The sequence below is a fragment of the Streptomyces orinoci genome, assembly GCF_003121295.1.
Taxonomy (GTDB): Bacteria; Actinomycetota; Actinomycetes; order Streptomycetales; family Streptomycetaceae; genus Streptomyces; species Streptomyces orinoci.
This window is the reverse complement of sequence record NZ_PHNC01000008.1, coordinates 53,037-73,313: the sequence shown is the minus strand read 5'-3', so window position 1 is coordinate 73,313 and position 20,277 is coordinate 53,037. Positions and strand designations below refer to the sequence as shown.

12 protein-coding genes and 2 pseudogenes are annotated in these 20,277 nt (G+C 69.4%); 7 read left to right on the top strand and 7 right to left on the bottom strand.

Features of this window, described 5'->3' with window-relative positions; all coding sequences use genetic code 11:
• Window positions 1-92: 92 nt before the first annotated feature.
• The 4 genes and pseudogenes from CV755_RS35845 to CV755_RS05750 form a co-directional block, all read right to left on the bottom strand.
• Window positions 93-335 carry a hypothetical protein gene (locus CV755_RS35845; RefSeq protein WP_241561021.1) on the bottom strand — a complete coding sequence of 81 codons (243 nt, stop codon included), beginning with the start codon at window positions 333-335 and terminating at the stop codon, window positions 93-95.
• A gap of 33 nt (window positions 336-368) precedes the next feature.
• Window positions 369-584 carry a Gfo/Idh/MocA family protein gene (locus CV755_RS35840; protein ID WP_241561020.1) on the bottom strand — a complete coding sequence of 72 codons (216 nt, stop codon included), beginning with the start codon at window positions 582-584 and terminating at the stop codon, window positions 369-371.
• A gap of 58 nt (window positions 585-642) precedes the next feature.
• Window positions 643-936 (bottom strand): annotated as a pseudogene (locus tag CV755_RS35835) (Gfo/Idh/MocA family oxidoreductase); the annotation flags it as partial.
• A gap of 13 nt (window positions 937-949) precedes the next feature.
• A complete protein-coding gene (locus CV755_RS05750; protein WP_109279069.1) occupies window positions 950-2,284 on the bottom strand; it encodes a lysine N(6)-hydroxylase/L-ornithine N(5)-oxygenase family protein in 1,335 nt (444 codons plus the stop codon).
• A 349-nt stretch (window positions 2,285-2,633) separates the two neighbouring features.
• Here CV755_RS05750 and CV755_RS05745 point away from each other — a divergent pair, with 349 nt between their 5' ends.
• The 7 genes and pseudogenes from CV755_RS05745 (at window position 2,634) to CV755_RS05720 (ending at window position 17,314) form a co-directional block, all read left to right on the top strand.
• Window positions 2,634-3,332, top strand: coding sequence for an FMN-binding negative transcriptional regulator (locus CV755_RS05745; protein ID WP_109279068.1), 699 nt, complete (start codon window positions 2,634-2,636; stop codon window positions 3,330-3,332).
• A gap of 88 nt (window positions 3,333-3,420) precedes the next feature.
• Window positions 3,421-4,488, top strand: a complete 1,068-nt coding sequence (locus CV755_RS05740; RefSeq protein ID WP_241560994.1) for a pyridoxal phosphate-dependent aminotransferase — start codon at window positions 3,421-3,423, stop codon at window positions 4,486-4,488.
• A 13-nt stretch (window positions 4,489-4,501) separates the two neighbouring features.
• A complete protein-coding gene (locus CV755_RS05735) occupies window positions 4,502-5,671 on the top strand; it encodes a cytochrome P450 (RefSeq protein WP_109279066.1) in 1,170 nt (389 codons plus the stop codon).
• Window positions 5,614-8,268: pseudogene (locus tag CV755_RS37340) on the top strand (type I polyketide synthase); the annotation flags it as partial. The gene CV755_RS05735 and the pseudogene CV755_RS37340, both read left to right, overlap by 58 nt.
• Window positions 8,269-11,058 carry a type I polyketide synthase gene (locus CV755_RS37335; protein WP_479681632.1) on the top strand — a complete coding sequence of 930 codons (2,790 nt, stop codon included), beginning with the start codon at window positions 8,269-8,271 and terminating at the stop codon, window positions 11,056-11,058.
• Window positions 11,055-16,109, top strand: a complete 5,055-nt coding sequence (locus CV755_RS05725) for a type I polyketide synthase (protein WP_109279064.1) — start codon at window positions 11,055-11,057, stop codon at window positions 16,107-16,109. Before CV755_RS37335 ends, CV755_RS05725 begins: the two co-directional genes overlap by 4 nt.
• The gene (locus tag CV755_RS05720; protein ID WP_109279063.1) at window positions 16,106-17,314 is read left to right on the top strand and encodes an alpha-hydroxy-acid oxidizing protein; all 1,209 of its coding nucleotides are present in this window, start codon (window positions 16,106-16,108) and stop codon (window positions 17,312-17,314) included. The genes CV755_RS05725 and CV755_RS05720 overlap by 4 nt, the downstream gene beginning before the upstream one ends.
• A 133-nt stretch (window positions 17,315-17,447) precedes the next feature.
• Here the strand turns inward: CV755_RS05720 and CV755_RS05715 are convergent, their stop codons facing one another.
• The 3 genes from CV755_RS05715 to CV755_RS05705 are packed head-to-tail and all read right to left on the bottom strand — an operon-like array spanning window position 17,448 to window position 20,273.
• Entirely contained in the window at window positions 17,448-18,749 is a 1,302-nt protein-coding gene (locus tag CV755_RS05715) for an activator-dependent family glycosyltransferase (RefSeq protein WP_161968597.1), read from the bottom strand.
• A 59-nt stretch (window positions 18,750-18,808) separates the two neighbouring features.
• Window positions 18,809-20,020 (bottom strand): cytochrome P450, encoded by a 1,212-nt coding sequence (locus tag CV755_RS05710; protein WP_109279245.1) that lies wholly within the window; start codon window positions 20,018-20,020, stop codon window positions 18,809-18,811.
• A 40-nt stretch (window positions 20,021-20,060) separates the two neighbouring features.
• Complete coding sequence (locus CV755_RS05705) at window positions 20,061-20,273, bottom strand: MbtH family protein (protein WP_109279061.1); 213 nt, start codon at window positions 20,271-20,273, stop codon at window positions 20,061-20,063.
• Window positions 20,274-20,277: the final 4 nt, after the last annotated feature.

The following is a 20,277-nucleotide window of genomic DNA, read 5'->3' as shown; positions in this document are numbered from 1 at the left end:
TCCATCCTTTTTCGACTTGACGTGGCGCCGCTGAGAACGGCTGACACAATGAGGCACTCCCACCGGCAACTCCGGTCATTGTGCTGACCGTCCTAAGGGACCTCGATCCGTACTGCGACGCGTTCCACGTCGTCAATCAGTTGAGCCTGACGCCGACTCATCTCTGATTGATCGAGCATGTTCGATCCCGTCAGCACCGCATTAGCGAAGTAGCGCGCGATACTGCCGAACTGGTCATCCACTGGGAGCGTTGTCTCCTCACAGTGATCCTGCCGCTCGATGCGCAGCACCGGCTGCAATGACGGCGGCGGCGTGAACGCCCGGTCGAGCTGCATCAGGCCGCTGCTGCCTGCGAAGGCGCAGCCGGTTCAATAGGAGTGCTCCATTCCGAAGGCCAGGTCGGCCGTCACTCCCCCGGGCGTGCACGCGAGAATGCGTCCGGAGACCACGGCACCCGTGCGGGCACGGACCCGCAGCACGACGTGGAGCACTTCGAGAGCGGGGCCAAGGTAGTACAGCGCGGCGCGGATCGGATAGATACCCATGTCCAGCAGGGCGCCGCCGATATCCGGGCGATAGCGCATGTTTGCAAAGCGTCAACAGCTCTTCCGCGCTCTTCGCATCCCCCGTCAGCGGCTTCCCGGCGAGCACGTGCTTGCCCATCCGCAGCGCCTTCGCGACCCAGTCGGCATGCATCATCGCCGACAGCGGTATGCAGACCGCGTCGATGTCACGTGCGGCGAGAAGCTCCTCGTGGCCCAGCGCCCGGCGGGCGTCGAAGGCCGCCGCGAAACGTCTCGCCTTCGCCTCGTCGCGGCCGGCGACGGCGGCGACCTCGATGTCGGGGCAGGCGGCTATCGCCGGCACAGTGCGGCGCCAGGCGATGTCCGCGCAGCCGAGAACGCCGACGCGCAAGGGACCTTGTGCTGCGGCCATCAACCATTCCTCATCAGGCGGGGGCGGTCAGTCCGGATGCCGCCGGCCCATCGACGGACCGCCGCTGCAGTATGGAATCCGCGATCTCGCCGCCGCGCACGGCGATGTTCGACAGAAGGGACGAGGTCAGTCCGTGGGTGTGTTCGGTGCCGCCCTGGAGGTAGATGCCGCACGAAACATCCGGTGTGGTCACGAGCCGGTAGTCGCGACCGACCCGGTGCCTTCCCGCACCGTCACGCAGGCAGTAGTCGTCGAGTACGCCGAGTACGCCGCTCGGGTCCATGGAGTCGTAGCCGGTGGCGAAGACGAGCGCATCCACATCGAGGTCCTGGGAACCGCCGTCGAGCAGCGACTCCATGGAGACGCGCGACTCGTTCCCCATTCGCTTCACGTTTGTGACCCGAGCCAGGTTGAGGAGGTGCAGGCGCTTGGTCCCGCGCAGTTCCTCCATGTACATACGCTGATACAGGTCCCGGATGACTTCGTCGTCGGCAACCGAGTAGTTCGTGTTCTTGTGGTAGCGCCAGAAGGCTTCCCGACCGCGCTCGGTACCGAAGTAGTAGTCATCGACCGCCGCTGAGTCGAACACCCGGTTGGCGAACGGGGTGTCGTCCGCGATCGAATATCCGTAGGACGGAATGATCGCGTAGATCTGCGCCTGCGGAAGGCTGTCGTACAGAAACCTGGCGATCTCGGCCCCGCTCTGACCGGCCCCCACGACTGCCACCTTCTTCAGGGTGTCGGGTGAGGCCTGCTTGAACCTCTCCAGGAATTCGGAGCTGTGCCAGACCCGTTCGTCGGATGCCACGCCGTCCGGCACCTGGGGGACGAGACCCGTGGAGATCACGATATTGCGGGCGGCGACGGTCCTGGTATCGCCCGTGCCGCAGTCACGCACATTGACCTGGAGGTACTGGGCAGTCGCGGAAGTGGTTTCCGTGGGCAATTGAATTCCCGTGACTTCCGATCCGTACGAGACCCGGTCGGAAAACAGCCCCTGCGCCCAGTCGAGGTACTGATGGAACTCCTCCCGGGTCGGGAAGAATGTCTGGGTGTTGATGAACTGTTCAAGCCGGCCGGAGGCATGGAGAAAGGAGATGAATCCGAACCGCGAGACCGGATTGCGGAGGGTGGCCAGATCCTTCAGGAACGACACCTGCATCGTCGCCGACGGCAGCAGCATATTGCGATGCCAGCCGAACGAGGACTGCCGCTCGAAGAACGCGGAGGTGACCGGGCCGGCGGGGGAATCGGCTCCGTTCTCTTCCAAAGCGATGGCGAACGCCAGGTTGGACGGCCCGAATCCAACGCCCACGACGTCGTATATATCAGCTGCATTGACATCCATGGAAACACTTCTTCCGCTAGCGTGGCTGCGACGTGACTGCTCAGATACTGCTCAGATCCCTGTGCGATCTGGGAGTGGCTCATTCGTTGCCCTGTCCGCCGCTCACACTCAATCAGGCTTCTGAACGGTCACGCTGCGACGGGCTGTTCCACGTAGGTCTTTCGTGTTTGACTTCGACCCCGCATGCTTCGTAATCACGTTGCATTGAAGACCTGCGACGCGTCAAGGTTGACAGCGTCGAGGGCGCAAGCGAGAGGGCCCGTAAGCCCATCGGTTGTCCTGCCGACGGGACAGGAATCCGGCTATTCCGATGCCACCGCTACTCGACTTCGAAGGGTGACACATCCACATGTTCGTTCCCCGCCACTACCGTGAACCCGATGGTTCTTGGATGAGCGATCTGATCCAGGACAATCCATTGGCACTGGCAGTGACCAATGGTGGCGACGATGGGCCGTTTGCCACCCATCTCCCGATTATCCCGGCTCACGGCACGGTGATCGATTGGTCGGACAGCCCGAATGGCACCGTCCTGCTCGGGCACTTGAACCGGGCCAATCCCCACTGGCATGCGCTCCGAACCGGCGAGGTCATCCTCCTGGTGTTCACTGGTCCGCACGGGTACGTATCGCCTGCGGTGTACGACGTGACGCCGGCCGCGCCGACATGGAACTTCACTTCGGTGCATGTGCACGGTGTGATAGAGAAGGTTGACTCGCTCGAGGAGACTCTCGAAGTCGTGCGGGCCACAGCCCGGACCTTCGAAAGCAGTTTCGGTTCCGGATGGGATCAGTCAGAATCAGTCGACTACTTCCGCAGTATCGTTTCCGGTGTCGGGGCGTTCCGCGTCACCGTGACAGGTGCCGAAGGCATGTTCAAACTCAGTCAGGAGCAGCCCCCTGAGGTTCGCGAGCGGGTAAAGCGGTCATTCAGCCAACGCGCTTGCAGTCGACATCGGGAAACTGCGGAGCTCATGGGGCGACTTCCCCAAAAGGGGCAGACAAAAGGGCAGGCGGAGGAGTGGCATGACGCGTCCCACAAACCATAGTCCGCGGATATCGGCGAGGGTTTCGGCGCTGCAGGGTAATACCTTGGGGGAAATCTTCCTCATGGCGCGCGAACGCCAAGGAATCGATATGGCGCTCGGCACCCCCGGATTTCCCGAGACCGCTGTCGACATCATCGGGGCAGCCAACGACGCGATACGTACAGGGAAAAATCAGTACGTCTTCCCCCCGGGTGATCTGCAGCTGCGGGAGCACATCGCCGGCACCCTCCCGGTGCCGACCGACCCGGAGACCGAGCTGACCGTCACCGTCGGAGGCACCGAGGCTCTCTTCCTGGCCCTGCACGCGCTCATCGATCCCGGCGACGAGGTCGTCCTGCTTGATCCCGGCTACGAGCAGTTCAGGTCGACGATCGCCTTCGCGGGCGGCGTGCCCCGGCATGTCCCGCTGCACGCGCCCGATTGGCGGTTCGACCCCGACGAACTGGCATCAGCCTTCAACTCCCGTACCCGCGTGGTCCTCCTGAACTCGCCCGGCAACCCGACGGGCCGAGTGCTGACCCGCCAGGAGCTCAACTGGATCGCCGAACTGGCCGAGCAATGGGACGCAACGGTCATCTGTGACGAGGTATACAGCAGCTTTGTCTTCGACGGCCGGGACCACATCTCGATCGCCGAGGTGCCCGGCCTCGCGGAGCGCAGCGTGCTGGTCGGTTCGCTCTCCAAGAGCTACGCGATCAGCGGGTGGCGACTCGGCTTCCTGCGTGCGTCCGCCACGCGCACCACGGCGATGCGGCGCGTGCAGGAACTCACCACCAACGGCGCCCCGGGCCCGCTTCAGCTGGCCGTCGGCCTCGCGGCCGGCACCGCGGACCTGAGGACGGCATCCGAAGAGATGAGCCGCCGCCGCGACTTCGCCCTGGAGATCTTCACGGGCATGGGCATGAAGATCTCTCCCCCGGAAGGGGGATGCTTCCTGCTGGCGGACATCGGCCCGCTCACCGGGGGACGCGCGGACGGCCGTGCCTTCACCCTCGAACTCCTCGACGCGACCGGGGTCGTGGTCGTCCCAGCGGCCCCCTCCTTCGCCGACCCCGTCCGCGGTGCATCGTACGTGCGCATCGCGTTCAACCGGCAATTCGAGCTGCTGCACGAGGTGGAGCGCCGAGTCCGCGGCTTCCGGCCGTCCGGCCAGTGACGAGGTGTTCTCGATGACCGAATCCACGATCGACCAGTTGGGCCCGCTTCCCGGCATCCTGCGTCCTGGCCCCGAGGATGTCGTGCGTGTGGTCGCCGCCACAGGCCACCCGTTCTGGCTCGTGCGCGGCTACACGCTGGGACGGTCGGTCCTTGCGGACAAGAGATTCAGCCGGGCCGCCGCGCTCCGGCCCGGCGCCCCGACGTTCAATGACGCCCAGCCGGCGGCGGATTCCATGATGAGCATGGACGGCAATCGGCACGCCCGGCTGCGGCGCCTGGTCAGCGGCGCGTTCTCCACCGGCCGGATGGCCAGGATGAGCGCCTTCGTGACGGACCTGACAGACCGTCGGCTGGACGTGATCGCCGAGATCGGCAACGGTGCGGACCTGATCGAGAACCTCGCCCGGCCGCTGCCGCTGTCCGTACTCACCACCATGCTCGGCATTCCCGAGGAGGACACCCCCCGCTTCCGCGGATGGGTGGACGTACTCTTCGACCTGGAGGTCACCAGCCCTCGCGAAAAGGCCCGACGCCGCATAGAACTCATCGAGTACATCACGGAGTTGCTGAACCGCAAGCGCCGCGATCCACGCGATGACCTGCTCAGTGACCTGACCATCGCGCAGGACCAGGGCGAGCTGTCCACGAACGAACTGCTCACCCTGGGGCTCACACTGCTGATGGCGGGCTACGAGACCACCACCGGCCAGATCGGCCTCTCGCTGCTGGCGCTGCTGACCGATCGCAGCGCCTACGAAGAGCTCCTCGCACACCCCGAATACGTCGGGAGCGCGACGGAGGAGCTGATCCGGTTGACCCCTGCCACGCCGCTGACCTTTGTCCGCATCGCCACCGAACCGGTGCGGCTGGGCGACGTCACCGTACAGAAGGGCGAGGGCGTCGTGGTGGCCCTGCTCCACGGCAACCGCGACGCCGGGGTGTTCCCCGAGCCGGCATCCATGAACCTCGGCTCCGGCCACGCTTCCCCGCCTCTCACCTTTGGGCACGGCGTGCACCGCTGTCTGGGCGCACCACTGGCGAGGCTCCAGCTGCGCATCGTCCTCGCACGGCTCCCGCAGCGCTTCCCCGCGCTGCGGCTCGCTGACGTTCCGGAACCGGTTGTCTGGAAGGACGGCCTGGGCATACGCGGCCTGTCACGGCTGCTGGTCGACTCCGAATGAGGGAAGACATGTCAGTCACGGACACTCGCGGCGTCCCCGGACCGGACCCGATGAGCGACAAGCGGCGCGAACCGATCGCGATCGTCGGGATGGCCTGCCGCTTTCCCGGAGGTGTGACCTCTCCGGACGACCTGTGGCAGCTGGTCGCCGACGGTATCGACGCCATCGGCCCGTTCCCGCGCGACCGCGGCTGGGATCTCGATCACCTCTTCCACCCCGACCCCGACCACCCCGGTACCTCCAGCACACGCGAGGGCGGATTCCTTTACGACGCCGCCGAGTTCGACCCCTCCCTCTTCGGAATCAGCCCCCGCGAAGCCATCAGAATGGATCCCCAGCAGCGCCTGGTTCTCGAAACCTGCTGGGAGGCCATCGAGCGCGCCGGCATCGACCCCACCGTGCTGCGCGATACCCGGACCGGCACCTACTGCGGCCTCATGTACGCCGAGTACGGGACCCACAAGAAGGAAGCGTTCGCAATCACCGGCAGACTGCCGAGCGTGCTGTCCGGCCGCGTCGCCCACGCACTGGGCCTCGTGGGTCCTGCCATCACCGTGGACACGGCCTGCTCCTCCTCGCTGGTCGCCATCCACCTGGCCGCCCAGGCACTGCGCAACGGCGACTGCGAACTGGCCCTGTCCGGCGGCGCCACTGTCATGGTCAACCCCGCGCCCTTCGTCGAGTTCAGCCGTCAGCACGGCCTGGCCCCCGACGGCCGCTGCAAAGCATTCGCCGCCTCCGCGGACGGCACCGCCTGGTCCGAAGGCGTCGGCATGCTCCTCCTGGAACGCCTCTCCGACGCCCACCGCCACAACCACCCCATCCTCGCCGTCATCCGAGGCTCAGCCCTCAACCACGACGGCGCCGGCAGCGGCCTCACCGCCCCCAACGGCCCCTCCCAACAAGCCGTCATCCGCGCCGCACTCACCGACGCCCACCTCACCCCCGACACCATCGACGCCATCGAAGCCCACGGCACCGGCACCGCCCTCGGCGACCCCATCGAAGCACACGCCCTCCTCGCCACCTACGGCACCAACCGCACCCCCCAACACCCCCTCCACCTGGGAACCATAAAATCCAACATCGGCCACACCCAGGCAGCAGCCGGAGTCGCCGGCATCATCAAAATGACCATGGCCATCCACCACGGCCTACTCCCCAAAACCCTCCACACCGACCAACCATCACCCCGCATCGACTGGTCCCAAGGACACCTCGCACTCCTCACCCACACACAACCCTGGCCCCACCACACCCGCCCCCGCCGAGCCGCCATCTCCTCCTTCGGCCTCAGCGGCACCAACGCCCACCTCATCCTCGAACAACCACCCCAACCCACCCCCACCACCACCATCACCCCCACCGACGAGGACGGCTCCTTTCCCTGGCTGCTGTCCGGTCAGACCGAACAGGCGCTGCGTTCCCGAGCCGCACAACTGCACAACCACCTCACCGCCCACCAGGACCTGGCCATCGCCGACATCGGCCTCTCCTTGGCCACCACCCGCACCACCACACACACCCACCGCGCCGCCATCCTTGCCACCGGGCGCACCGAGGCCCTGCGCAGCCTCCAAGCCCTGGCCCGGGGGGAAGCAACACCACAGGTCATCACCCGTACGAGCACCACGGCAGCCGACACGACCGCCTACCTCTTCCCTGGCCAGGGCAGCCAGTACCCAGGTTCCGGCCGTGACCTCCACGCCCGCTTCCCCGCCTTCGCCCACGCCCTCGACGAGGCCTGCGCCCATCTCGACCCCCACCTCGAGCACACCCTCCGGGACGTCATGTTCGCCGGGCCCGGCACTCCCGAATCCGCGCTGCTCGATCAGACCGCCTACACCCAACCCGCCCTCTTCGCCCTCGAAGTCGCGCTCTTCCGGCTCCTCGAGCACCACGGGGCCGCCCCCGACCTGCTGCTCGGCCACTCCATCGGCGAGATAGCGGCCGCCCATGTTGCGGGTGTCCTCGATCTGGCGGACGCCTGCACCCTCGTCGCCCACCGGGGCCGCCTGATGCAGTGCGCCCCGGCGGGCGGCCGCATGGTGGCCGTCGAAGCGACCGAGGAGGAGATCCGCCAGGCTCTCGCCCCCTACTCCGGCCGGCTGGATCTCGCTGCCGTCAACGGGCCGAGGGACGTGGTCGTGACGGGCGACGCCGAAGCCGCCGCGGAACTCGCGCAGGCATGGCGCACCAGAGGACGAAGGACCACCGAGCTGAAGGTCAGCCATGCCTTCCACTCCCCCCACATGGACGGCCTGCTGGAGGACTTCCGGGATGTCGCCGCCCGGTTGACCTACTCCGAACCCCGCATATCGGTCGTCTCCAATCTCACCGGCCGCCTCGCCACCGCGGCGATGCTGATGGACCCGGACTACTGGGTGCGCCAACTGCGCGGCACCGTCCGCTTCCACGACGGCATGCGCTTCCTCGAATCCCGAGGTGTCACCGAGTACCTGGAGATGGGTCACGGGGGCCTGGCCATCCTGGCGCGCCGCAGCCAGGACCCCGGCTCGCCGGGCATCGTGACACCCCTGATGCGCCGCGGTCATGACCCTGTCGCCACCGTCACCACCGCCCTCGCCCGGCTCGCCCTGAACGGCGCCCGTCTGGATCCGGGAGAGTCCTTCCCCGGCGGCCGCCGGATCCCGCTGCCCACCTATCCCTTCCAGCGTCAGCACTACTGGCTGAGCACACCGGCCGCGGGCGATGCCACCGCCCGGTCCCACCCGGTACTCGATGAGGGCTTGGAACCGGCCGACGGAAGCGGGCTGGTGTTCACGGGGCGTCTCGACGCCGAGGACATGCCGTGGCTGGCCGACCACACGGTCGCCGGGACCCCGGTACTGCCCGCCGCGGGCATCGCGGAGCTTGCGCTGAGTGCCGCCCACCGGGCCGGTGCGGGGCACGTGGCCGAACTCACCCTGGAACAGGTCCTGCCGGTCGCCCAGCCCACCGACATACAGCTGATCGTCGGCGCTCCCGACGAGGAGGGCAGCCGTTCGCTCGCGGTCTACTCCCGTCCGGCGGACACCCGCGGTGCCGCGTGGACCCGGCATGCCACCGGGACGCTGTCGGCCGCGGTACCCGCAGAGGTGGCCGGACTCCCGTCATGGCCACCGCGCGGGGCCTCACCGGTACCGGTCGACGACCTGTACTCCCAGCTTGCGGAGCGCGGTTACACCTACGGCTACACCTTCCGGGGATTGCGCGAGCTCTGGCGCGACGGCAGCGATCTCTATGCGGTCGTGGGGCCGCGTGCCAAGGCGAGCCGTGACGGCTTCCAGCTGCATCCCGCCGCCCTGGACTCGGCCCTGCACGCGCTGGCCGCCGCCGACAGGAGCGAGTCCAGGCTCCTCGTGCCCTTCGCATGGCGCGGCTTGACTCTCCACGGGCCCGGCAATGGCCCGCTCCGCGTCCATCTGCGGCGTGGTGCGGCCGACTCCTGCTCCCTGCTTGTCGCCGACGAAACGGGTGCCCCCGTACTCAGTGCGGACAAGCTCGTCCTGCGCGAGCTCAAGCCACCCGCCCCTTCACCGGCGGACGGCTCCGCGCTGCTCGCCCTGGACTGGACCGATCTCGCTTCCGGCGCACCGCTCCTGAGCGGCACCTGGGCCGCGGTGGGCCCGGGCGCCGAGGCGATGCCCGGCCTCGTGCAGTCGGACGGAACAGCGGCACGCGTCCACAGCGACCTCGACGGCCTGCTCCGCTCCATCGATGACGGTGCCGCGGTTCCCGAGGTCGTCCTTGCCTTCGTCACGGCTGCCCCGCCCGGCGGTCCCGAGCCGACCAGGACCACCGGGGCCGGCGCCCAGGAGGTCCTCGGTCTCCTCCAGCAGTGGCTCTCCGACAGTCGATCGGCCACCAGCAGGCTCGCCCTGATCACCCGGGATGCGGTGTCCACGCCCGGCGACACCCGTTCGGACCCGGCACACGCCGCAGTGTGGGGCCTGGTCCGCGCCGCGCAGTCGGAACATCCCGGGCGATTCACTCTGATCGACAGCGACGGCGCCCCGCAATCCGTCCGCGGCCTTCTCAAGGCCGCCGCCTCGGAGGAACCCCAACTCGCCGTCCGGGGCGGCCGGATTCTCTCACCCCGCTTGCGCCCTCACCGGCCGTTCCCCTCCGGCCGCGCTCCGTTCGACAGGCACAGCCGTGTCCTGGTCACCGGCGGCCTGGGCGCCTTGGGACGACTGGTCGCCCGTCATCTGGTGGACCGGTACGGAGTCCGGCGGCTGGTGCTCGTGGGGCGGCGCGGCCCGCGCACACCCGGCGCAGCAGAGTTCGCCTCCGACCTCGAGACCGCCGGCGTCCGAGTGACGGTCGCGGCAGGTGATGCCGGGGACCGCGCCGCCCTGGCCGCCATCCTGGACGATCTCGACCAGCCGCCGACCGCGGTGGTGCACGCGGCCGGCGTCCTCGACGACACCGTCGTGCAGCGGCTGACCCCCGAGCGCCTGGATGCCGTCCTGCGGCCGAAGGCCGATGCGGCCGTCCATCTTCACGAACTGACCCGGCATCTGGACCTGTCCGCCTTCATCCTGTTCTCTTCCTTCTCCGGCACGCTCGGCCTGCCGGGCCAGGGCAACTACGCGGCGGCCAACGCCTACCTCGACGCACTGGCGCTGAAGCGCCGTGCCGAAGGGCTGACGGCCACGTCACTCGCCTGGGGGCTGTGGGCCGTCGGAGACGGCCTCGGCGGCGGGCTGGGTACGACGGAGCTGCGGCGCCTGGCCCGCCACGGAGCTGCCGCGCTGTCGGTCGAGGACGGCCTTGCCCTCTTCGACACCGCTGTCGCGGACACCGCGACCGTTCTGCTGCCCACTCGCCTCGACACGCGGGAACTGACGGCGGAGTCGGTCCCGCCCCTCCTGCGCGCGCTCGTTCCCGCCGCCGCGAAGGCCCGCCGCTCGGTGCCCGCTCCATCGGCCCCGGGCACGGCCGCCGCGTTGCGCCGCCGGCTGGCGGATGCGCCCCGTACGGCGCGGCAGCACCTCGTCCTCGAGGCGGTACGCGCCGAAGTGGCCGCCGTCCTCGAACTCTCCGCCCCGGATCAGGTCCCAGCCGCCGCACGCTTCCAGGACCTGGGCGTCGACTCCCTGACCGCGCTCGAACTGCAGCACCGGATCACCTCGGCGACGGGTGTTCGACTGACCTCGACAGCCGTCTTCGACCACCGCAGCCTCGCTGCCCTCGCGGATCGCCTGCTCGTGGAGCTCACCACCGAGAACGGCGAGGCGCACGGCCCGGCGGAGCCCGACCCTGAACCTCCGTCCGAGGACACCTCACTGGACACGATGAGCGCCGAGGAGCTGGTCCGCCTGGCTTTGGGGACGGACCGCGGTGAACGCACCCTGACAGAGATCGACGGAGAGTCCCGATGACGGCATCGCATGACGAACTGGTCGACGCACTGCGGGCGGCCTTGAAGGACAATCAGCGGCTTCGTGCCGCGGCCGCAGAGGCGGAGCACGATTCCGGCCCGATCGCCATCGTTGGGATGGCCTGCCGCTACCCCGGCGGGGTCGAGTCCCCGCAGGACTTGTGGCAGCTGGTGGCGGACGAGCGCGACGTGATCGGGCCGTTCCCCGAGGACCGCGGCTGGGACCTGTCCTCGCTGTACGACCCGGACTCGCAACGGCCGTGGACGTCGTATGTCAAGGAGGGCGGATTCCTCGACAACGCCACGGGCTTCGATGCCGAGTTCTTCCAGATCTCGCCACGCGAGGCGCATGCGATGGACCCTCAGCATCGACTGCTGCTGGAGACCGCGTGGGAAGCGTTCGAGAACGCGGGAATCGTTCCGGCGGCACTGCACGGCAGCCGCACGGGCGTCTTCGTCGGCACCATGTACGACGACTACGGCTACCGTGTCCTGCCTTCGCCGGTCGAGTACGAGGGCTATATGGCCCTCGGCAGCGCGAGTGGCTTCGCCTCCGGGCGTATCGCCCACAGCTTCGGATTCGAAGGGCCGGCCATGACCGTGGACACGGCCTGCTCCTCCTCGCTGGTCGCCATCCATCTGGCCGCCCAGGCACTGCGCCGGGGCGAATGCTCCCTGGCCCTGGCGGGAGGTGCCACGACCATGGCGACGCCCGTGTCGTTCGTCGAGTTCAGCCGTCAGCACGGCCTGGCCCCCGACGGCCGCTGCAAAGCATTCGCCGCCTCCGCGGACGGCACCGCCTGGTCCGAAGGCGTCGGCATGCTCCTCCTGGAACGCCTCTCCGACGCCCACCGCCACAACCACCCCATCCTCGCCGTCATCCGAGGCTCAGCCCTCAACCACGACGGCGCCGGCAGCGGCCTCACCGCCCCCAACGGCCCCTCCCAACAAGCCGTCATCCGCGCCGCACTCACCGACGCCCACCTCACCCCCGACACCATCGACGCCATCGAAGCCCACGGCACCGGCACCGCCCTCGGCGACCCCATCGAAGCACACGCCCTCCTCGCCACCTACGGCACCAACCGCACCCCCCAACACCCCCTCCACCTGGGAACCATAAAATCCAACATCGGCCACACCCAGGCAGCAGCCGGAGTCGCCGGCATCATCAAAATGACCATGGCCATCCACCACGGCCTACTCCCCAAAACCCTCCACACCGACCAACCATCACCCCGCATCGACTGGTCCCAAGGACACCTCGCACTCCTCACCCACACACAACCCTGGCCCCACCACACCCGCCCCCGCCGAGCCGCCATCTCCTCCTTCGGCCTCAGCGGCACCAACGCCCACCTCATCCTCGAACAACCACCCCAACCCACCCCCACCACCACTGACAAGGGCAAGGACGCGGCACCGCTTTCCGTCGTCCCCGTCCTCCTGTCCGGGCACAATCCGGCCGCGCTGCAGGCCCAGGCCCGCCGGGTCCTCGACTCGCTGACCGCGGCGTCGGCTGCTCCCACGGACCTTCTCGACCTCGGCTTTTCCCTTGCCACCACCCGCAGCCACCTCACGCACCGCGCGGTCCTGCTGCCCCGCGAGGAGGGCGGCCTGCTAGACGGCCTGCACGCCCTGGCGGCGGATCCGGATGCGGCCGCAGCGGTGCGCGGCCGGGCCACCGAGGGGCGCACCGCCCTCCTGTTCTCCGGGCACGGCATCCAGCGGCCCGGCACGGGCCGGGAGCTGTACCTGACCTTCCCGGCCTTCGCCTCCGCGTTCGACGCCGTCTGCCGCGTACTCGACGCCCACCTGGACCAGCCCCTGCGCACGGTCCTCTTCGACTCCGAGGCCGCACTGCTCGACCGCTCGGAATACTCCCAGCTCGCGCTCTTCGCCCACCAAGTCGCCCTGTTCCGCCTGCTCGAGTCCTGCGGCGTCGCGCCCGCGGCCGTCATCGGCCACTCCGTCGGCGCGATCGCTGCCGTTCATGCCGCCGGCGTGCTCTCCCTTGCCGACGCGGCCGAACTGGCAGTGGCCCACAGCCGGTCGGCGAAGGGACTTCCCGGAAGCGGAGCCGCGGTCGTCAAGCACCTGAGCTTCCGTGAGCCGGAAGTCACAGTGGTTTCGGGCCTCACCGGACAGGCGATGAGGGAGAGCGAGTTCGCCGACCCCGACTACTGGGCCCGCCAGGCGGTCGAGACGTTCCGCTTCGAGGACGGCGTGCACTCCCTGAGCGGCCTGGGCTGCAACCGGCTGGTGGAGGTCGGCCCGTCGGACGAACTCACGGACATGGTCGCCGACTGCTTCGCCGGCCAGGCCGCACCTACGGCGATCGCGGCGCAGCGCGACCAGGAGCCGGAGACCACCATGCTGGTGACCGCGCTCGCCCGGCTGCACGCGGTCGGCGCCGACGTCGGTTGGGCTGCCGTGTTCGCAGGTCGCGGCGCCCGTCGGATCCCGCTGCCGACCTATGCCTTCCAGCGGCGCCGCTACTGGATCGACGCGCCGCAACGCACAACTGCCCGGTCGGCCGGGATCACCGACCTCGACCACCCGATCCTGGCTGCCGCTGCGGAGGTACCGGCTCCGGACGGAGTCATGTTCACCGGACGGCTCTCGCACGCCACGCTCCCCTGGCTGGCCGACTACCAGGTCGCCGGCAGGACGCTGCTGCCCGGCACCGCCCTGCTCGACGCAGTGGTGAGCGCCGCCCGCGTGACGGGCGGCGACACGGTCGAAGAGCTCGTCCACGGGGACCCTCTGGCCGTGCCGGACAACGCGGAGTTCGACCTGCGGATCTTCATCGCGGCGGCCGACGCCGACGGCAGGAGCGCCGTCACCGTGCACGCCCGCCGGGCGGACACCGAGAAGTCGGCCTGGACCCAGTGCGCCCACGGCACCATCGTCCGGCACGGCGTGGAGCCCGGCACCGAGCCGCGGCGCGGCCTCCCCGTGGAGGCCGCGCCGCTCGATATGCCGCCCCACGAGCTCTACCGTGCCCTTGCGGACCGGGAGTTGGCCTACGGACCGGCGTTCCGCGGCGTCGGCGCGATGTGGAGCTCCGGCCCGGAGGCCGTCGCCGATGTGGCCCTCCCCGGCGGGGTCCGGCCCGGCACATACGCCCTGCACCCCGCGCTCCTCGACGCCGCCCTGCACCCGCTCGCCGCCGAGGGTGCCACGGGCCCCGGCATGCTCCCGCACATCTGGCGGGACGTGCGGGTCCGGGCCGCCGCCACCGCCGCGGCCCGGGTGCGGGTCCACCTGACACCCGTGGGCCCCGACGTGGTCTCTGCCGATCTCACCGACCCCGACGGCAGGCCGCTGGCCTCGATCGGCTCTCTCGTCCTGCGGCCGATCCCGGCCGCGGACGCCGGTCCTTCCGGCGCGCAGGAGGCCGACGGCCTCTTGGTGCCGCACTGGACACCGGTTTCCGAGCCTGCCGATGCCGCAGCGGACGAGCCGTGGACAGACCTCACCAAAGCGCTCGCCGCGGCCGGAGCAGTCCCGCGAACGGTCGTGCTGCGGTGCCGGACCGACACGGACGAGACCCCGGCAGCCGTCCGGGAGACCCTGCTGGAGGTACTGAACGCGGCCCAAGGTTTCCTGGGTGACGAGCGGTTGGAGGACTCCCGGCTGGTGGTGGTCACCCGCGGCGCCATTGCCGTGGAGGACAAGCAGAACCCCGGCACCCGGCCCGCCCACCGTGCCGTGTGGGGACTGGTCCGGTCCGCGCAGGCCGAGCACCCGGGCCGGTTCATCCTGCTCGACGAGGACGGTATCGCCGCCTCCCGCGAGGCGTTCGCCGCCGCGCTGGCCACCGGCGAGAGCCAACTCGCACTGCGTGGCGGGTCCGCGTACCGGCCGGCCCTCGGCAGCGGCGCCGACGCTCCGATCCCCGGGGGCTCCTGGGATGCCGCAAGAGCGGTGCTGATCACCGGTGGCCTGGGCTGGCTCGGCCGGATCACTGCCCGGCACCTGGTGGAGCAGCACGGCGTGCGACAGCTGATCCTGATGGGGCGTGGCGCCCCCGGCCCCGACGCGGAGCGCGTCATCGCGGACCTGCGGGATCTGGGCGCCCGGGTCCGCACGGTGGCCTGTGACGCCGCCGACCGCGAGTCACTGGCCGGCGTTCTCGACGGGCTTGCCCGCGCCGGTGTCCGCATCGGCGGTGTCGTCCATGCCGCGGGTTTCCTCGAAGGCCGTCTGCTGACCGACTTGACGGCCGACGACCTCGAACGGTCGCTGCGTCCCAAGGTCGATGCGGTGTTCAATCTGCACGAGCTGACCGCCGGCCTGGGTCTGTCCGCGTTCGTCGTCTACTCCTCGGTCGCCGGCACGCTCAACTCGGCGGGGCAAGGCGCCTATGCCGCCGCGAACGCGTACCTGGAAGGCCTGATGGAGCAGCGGCACGCCGCCGGCGACCCCGGCGTGGCCATCGTATGGGGTCAGTGGGACGTGTCGGGAGGCATGGGCAGCACCCTCACGAACGCCCAGATCGACCGCATGGCCCGGGCCGGCATTCTGCTGATACCCATCGAACAGGGCCTGCGTTTCCTCGACGCGGCGGTGCACGGGAACCGGCCGGTGGCCGTGGCGGGACGCTGGGATCGCGACGCCCTGGCCGCACAGCACCGCGGCGGCACCCTCCCGCGACTCCTGGAGTCCCTCCTGCCCGCCGACGCCGGGAAGCCGGGGAGAGGGGAGTATCCGCCTTCGGCCACGCTGCCGCACGACAACGGGGACACAGCTGCCGCGGAAGGTGACGACACCGTGCTGGAGCGGCTCCTCGCCGAGGTCGCCGGAGTTCTCGGCCACGCCTCAGCCGACGCGATCGACCCGGACGTCGCCTTCGACCACGTCGGAATGGACTCGCTGGGAGCGGTGGAGCTGCGCAACCGGCTGATGGCCACCATGGGGCTGCGCCTTCCGGCCACCTTCGTCTTCGACTGGCCGACCCCCCGGCTCCTGGCCGACGTCCTCGGTCAGGAGCCGCCATCCGACGGACGGACCAGCACCGAGAACGGAAACGGAACCCAGACGCCATGACCGAGCACATCCGCACCGCCGCCCCGGCCGGACCGACGAGCGCGTCCGACCTGGTGCGAGAGATATATCTGGCGGGCCCCGACGGCCGCGAGGGTCAACTCACCACTGATCTCACGGCGTTGGAGGACGCGGTCCGCGCGGTCCTCCCGCCCGCGGTGTTCGGCTTCGTGGCCGGCGGCTCCGGAACCGGAGCCACGGGGCGCGCCAACCGGGACGCTTTCGACCAGTGGCGCCTGCTGCCTCGGGCACTCCACGGCTTCACACGGCGCGACCTGACGTTGGACCTCCTCGGCCACCGCCTCCCCGCACCAGTCCTGTTGGCACCGATCTCCGCGCAGACCGCCGTGCACCACGAGGGTGAGATCGCCACTGTCCGGGGCGCGGCCGACGTCGGGCTGCCGTTTGTGCTGTCCTCCTACTCCTCACACAGCCTCGAGGAGGTCGCCGCGGCTGCCGGGCCGGGGCCCCGCTGGTTCCAGCTGTACTGGCCCTCGGACGACGAACTGGCCGCGTCCCTGGTCCGCCGGGCCGAGGCAAGCGGCTACACGGCGCTGGTCCTCACCGTCGACAATCCCTCCGTCGGCTATCGGCCCGCGGACCTCGATCACGGCTACCTTCCGCTGATACGCGGCACCGGGCTCGCCAACTACACGAGTGATCCCGTGTTCCGGGCGGCGCTGCCGCCGAATGCCGGCCCCGAGGCGGTCGTCAGGCAATGGGCCCAGGTCAATGGCAACCCGTCGCTGACTTGGGACCGATTGAACCGGCTGCGCGAATGGACCGGGCTTCCCCTTCTCGTCAAGGGGGTCCTGCACCCCGACGACGCGCTCCTCGCAGTGGCCAACGGGGCGGACGGCGTGATCGTTTCCAATCACGGGGGACGCCAGCTGGACGGCGCGGCGGCTGCCCTCGACTGCCTGCCCGCAGTGCGCACCGCGGTCGGAAACACCTTCCCGGTGCTGATGGACTCCGGTGTCCGCACCGGCACCGACGTCGCCAAGGCTCTGGCCCTCGGCGCGGATGCCGTCCTCCTCGGCAGGCCCTATCTGTACGGACTGGCGCTCGATGGACGTCCCGGCGTGCGGCACGTCCTGCAGTGCCTGCTCGCCGAGCTCGACCTGACGCTGACGCAGATCGGCTGCGGCAGCGTCAGGTCCCTCGGCCCGGAGCTGCTCGCTCCGGCGGGACCCCTGGGCGGGTGTTGAGCGACTCCGACAAAGACCCCGGAGGCCGCCAGGCCGCCGGGGTCCTCGTGGTCACGGTGTCGTGTGCCGCCGCCTCCCCGGCTACGTGCTCATACAGAGAGTCGTCCAACAGCGGGCCGCAGCCGACAGCACGTCAGGATCGCCGGCGGTCGACGATCCGCTCCAGGTCCCGGACGACCTCGGCGGGCGACGGCTGCGCCGCCAGTTCCTCGCCGAGCCGCCCGGCGGCCTCCCGGAACGACGGCTCCTCCAGCAACCGCACCAGCTGCTCCCGCACCCGTTCCCCGTCCAGGTCCTCCGGGGCGTCGCCCCGGATCCACAGACCGGCCCCGGACCGCTCCAACCGCGGGCCGCGCTCCCCGATATCCGTCATGGCACGGCCGATCACCAGCTGCGGCACCCCATGGGCGATCGCCTCCAGGAACCCGGGCACGCCGCCATGGTGGATCACGGCCGAGCACGACGGGACGATGGCGTGCAGCGGAACGAACTCCACCATCCTGGTGTTGTCCGGCACCCGCTCCAGTTCCCGCTGGAACCGCTCGGGCAGCGTCATCACCAGCTCGATGTCCAGATCAGCCAGTGCGTCCAGCATCCCCTGCAACTGCTGCAGGGAGGACGCGGCCGTCGCCGGATCCATTGCCAGGCTGAGTCCGAAGGTGGCCAGGACGCGCCGCCTGGCCGGGTCGCGCCGGGCCCAATGAGGCACGACGGACGGCCCGTTGTAGGAGACGTAGCGCAGCGGAAGATGCGGCGACTGCGACTCCAGCCGCATCGAACCGACCATCTGCTCGATCGTGAACTGTCCGGTCACCATCTCCTCGGAGAACTCGGCACCGAACTTCTCCGCCCACTCCCCCAACCAGTCCCCCAACGGGTCCTCGCGGTCGGCGGGCGCCTGTTCCTGCCGCATCCGCAGAAAGAGCCGACGGGCCCGGTCCTCGACGGCCAACTCGGTGCGCATGCGGCCATGCGGTACTCCGACCGCCGTGGCCGCGATCGCCCCCGCATGGCTCAGCCAGTCCCAGAGCACCAGATCCGGCTGCCACCAACGGCAGTACTCCACCAGCTCCTCGACCATCGCGTCATTGGAGGCCCGGGAGGTGGCGGCCAGGAACCGGCTCCCCCACCGCAGGCGCTCCCAGGTGAGTACCTCCTCGCGGTCCTCGCATACGTCGACGAGGATGTCGTTCTGCTCGCCATGGGCTTCGACGAGCTTTTGGTACATCTCCCCCTGCTCGCGTTCGACCTTCGCGATGACAGGCTCGTCGGAGCCGACGGGTACCACCGGCAGACCCGAGGCGGTGACGGCGTCCGTCAGCTCCGGGCCGCTCGCGACGCGGACCTCGTGCCCTGCCGACTGCAGCGCCCAGGCCAGGGGCACCATGTGCTGCAGATGGGTTCGCCAGGGAAAAACTACGAACAGGACGCGCATTGCGCTTTCCTCCTTCGGAGCGAACCCATCCATGGTTCGCAGCCTGCGCCGCAACGGCCTCAATTGGTGAGCATCTCGAGTTTCGACACTGCCAGCAGGTCGTCCAGCCCCAGGAATTCCGGCCGCTCATCCGGGTCCGCCCGCAAGCCGGGATACCGGTCCAGGAGCATCCGCAAGCAGACGCTGCTCTCGAGGCGGGCGAGTGGCGCGCCGATGCAGAAGTGGATTCCACGGCCGAACCCCAGGTGCGGATTGGGATCCCGGCCTGGATCGAACTCGCCGGGCCGCTCGAATACCCGCTCGTCCCGGCTGCCGGCGCCGAGCCAGAGCCGGACGAGGCTCTTCTTCGGCACCTTGACGCCGGCCAGCTCGGTGTCTTCGGCCGTCGCGCGGACGGAGGCCGCGAGCGGACCGAGGAACCGCAGGGTTTCCTCGGCAGCCCCCGGGATGAGGCCCGGATTCGCCCGCACCCGGGCGAACTGCTCCGGGTGGGCATCCAGGCACAGCAGCATATTGGCGATCGTCGCGCTGGTGGTGAGGTGTCCTGCGACAAGGAGTTCCCTGGAGAAATTCACCACCTGGCTGTCACTCAGGCGCTCGCCGTCGACCTCCGCCTCGACCAGCTTGGTGAGCAGATCCTCGCGCGGCTTGGTGCGCCGTTCCGCCGCATGCGCGCGCAGATACTCCATCAGCTCGGGCACTTGCCCCATGGCGGCCGCAACATCCTCGTCCTCGCGCCGCGTGTCCGGGCTGTCCTTGACCGCGTCCTCCACGTTGACTTCTCCCGCGGCAGTGAGGATGGTGTCCACCCACTGCTTGAAGAGGTCCCGGTCACTGCGCGGCACGCCGAGCATGTCGGCTATCACCATCACCGGCATCGGATACGCCAGGTCCCCGACCAGTTCCAGGCGCCCCTTGCCCGCCGCCTCGTCGAGGAGTTGACCGGTGACCTCGGCGATCCGCGGTTCCAGACCGGCCACCAGTTTCGGGGTGAACGCGCGGCTGACGATCTTGCGCAGTTTTGTGTGCTTGGGCGGGTCGGCCGCGCTCAACGCGCCCTCGCTGAGGGTCTCGCCCTCGGGCGCCCCGAACAGCAGGGCCTCCACATTGGACGAGTACACCCGCGGGTCGCCGTAGACCTCCAGGATCTCGGCGTGACCGTAGACATGGACCACCCCGCTCTCATCCACCTTGACGGGCCCCTCCGGTCGGTGACCCCACATCCAGAAGAACTCCGGGTTCACTCCCCAGCGATCGGCGAGCTGTGTCATCTCCATCCCTCCTGTTTCTCGTTGTGCACGGGCGCAGGTCCTACTCGCCCATGGCGTGGCGCAGGCTCTTGGGCCGTAGATCGGTCCAGTTCACCTCTATGTGGGCAAGGCACTTCGGCCGGTCCTCCGGACCGAAGGCGATCCGCCAGCCGTCCGGAACGTGCGCGAATGACGGCCACAGGGAGTGCTGTTCCTCATCGTTCACCAGGACGTAGAACGTGCCGTTCTCGTCGTCGAAGGGGTTCGTGGTCACGCGG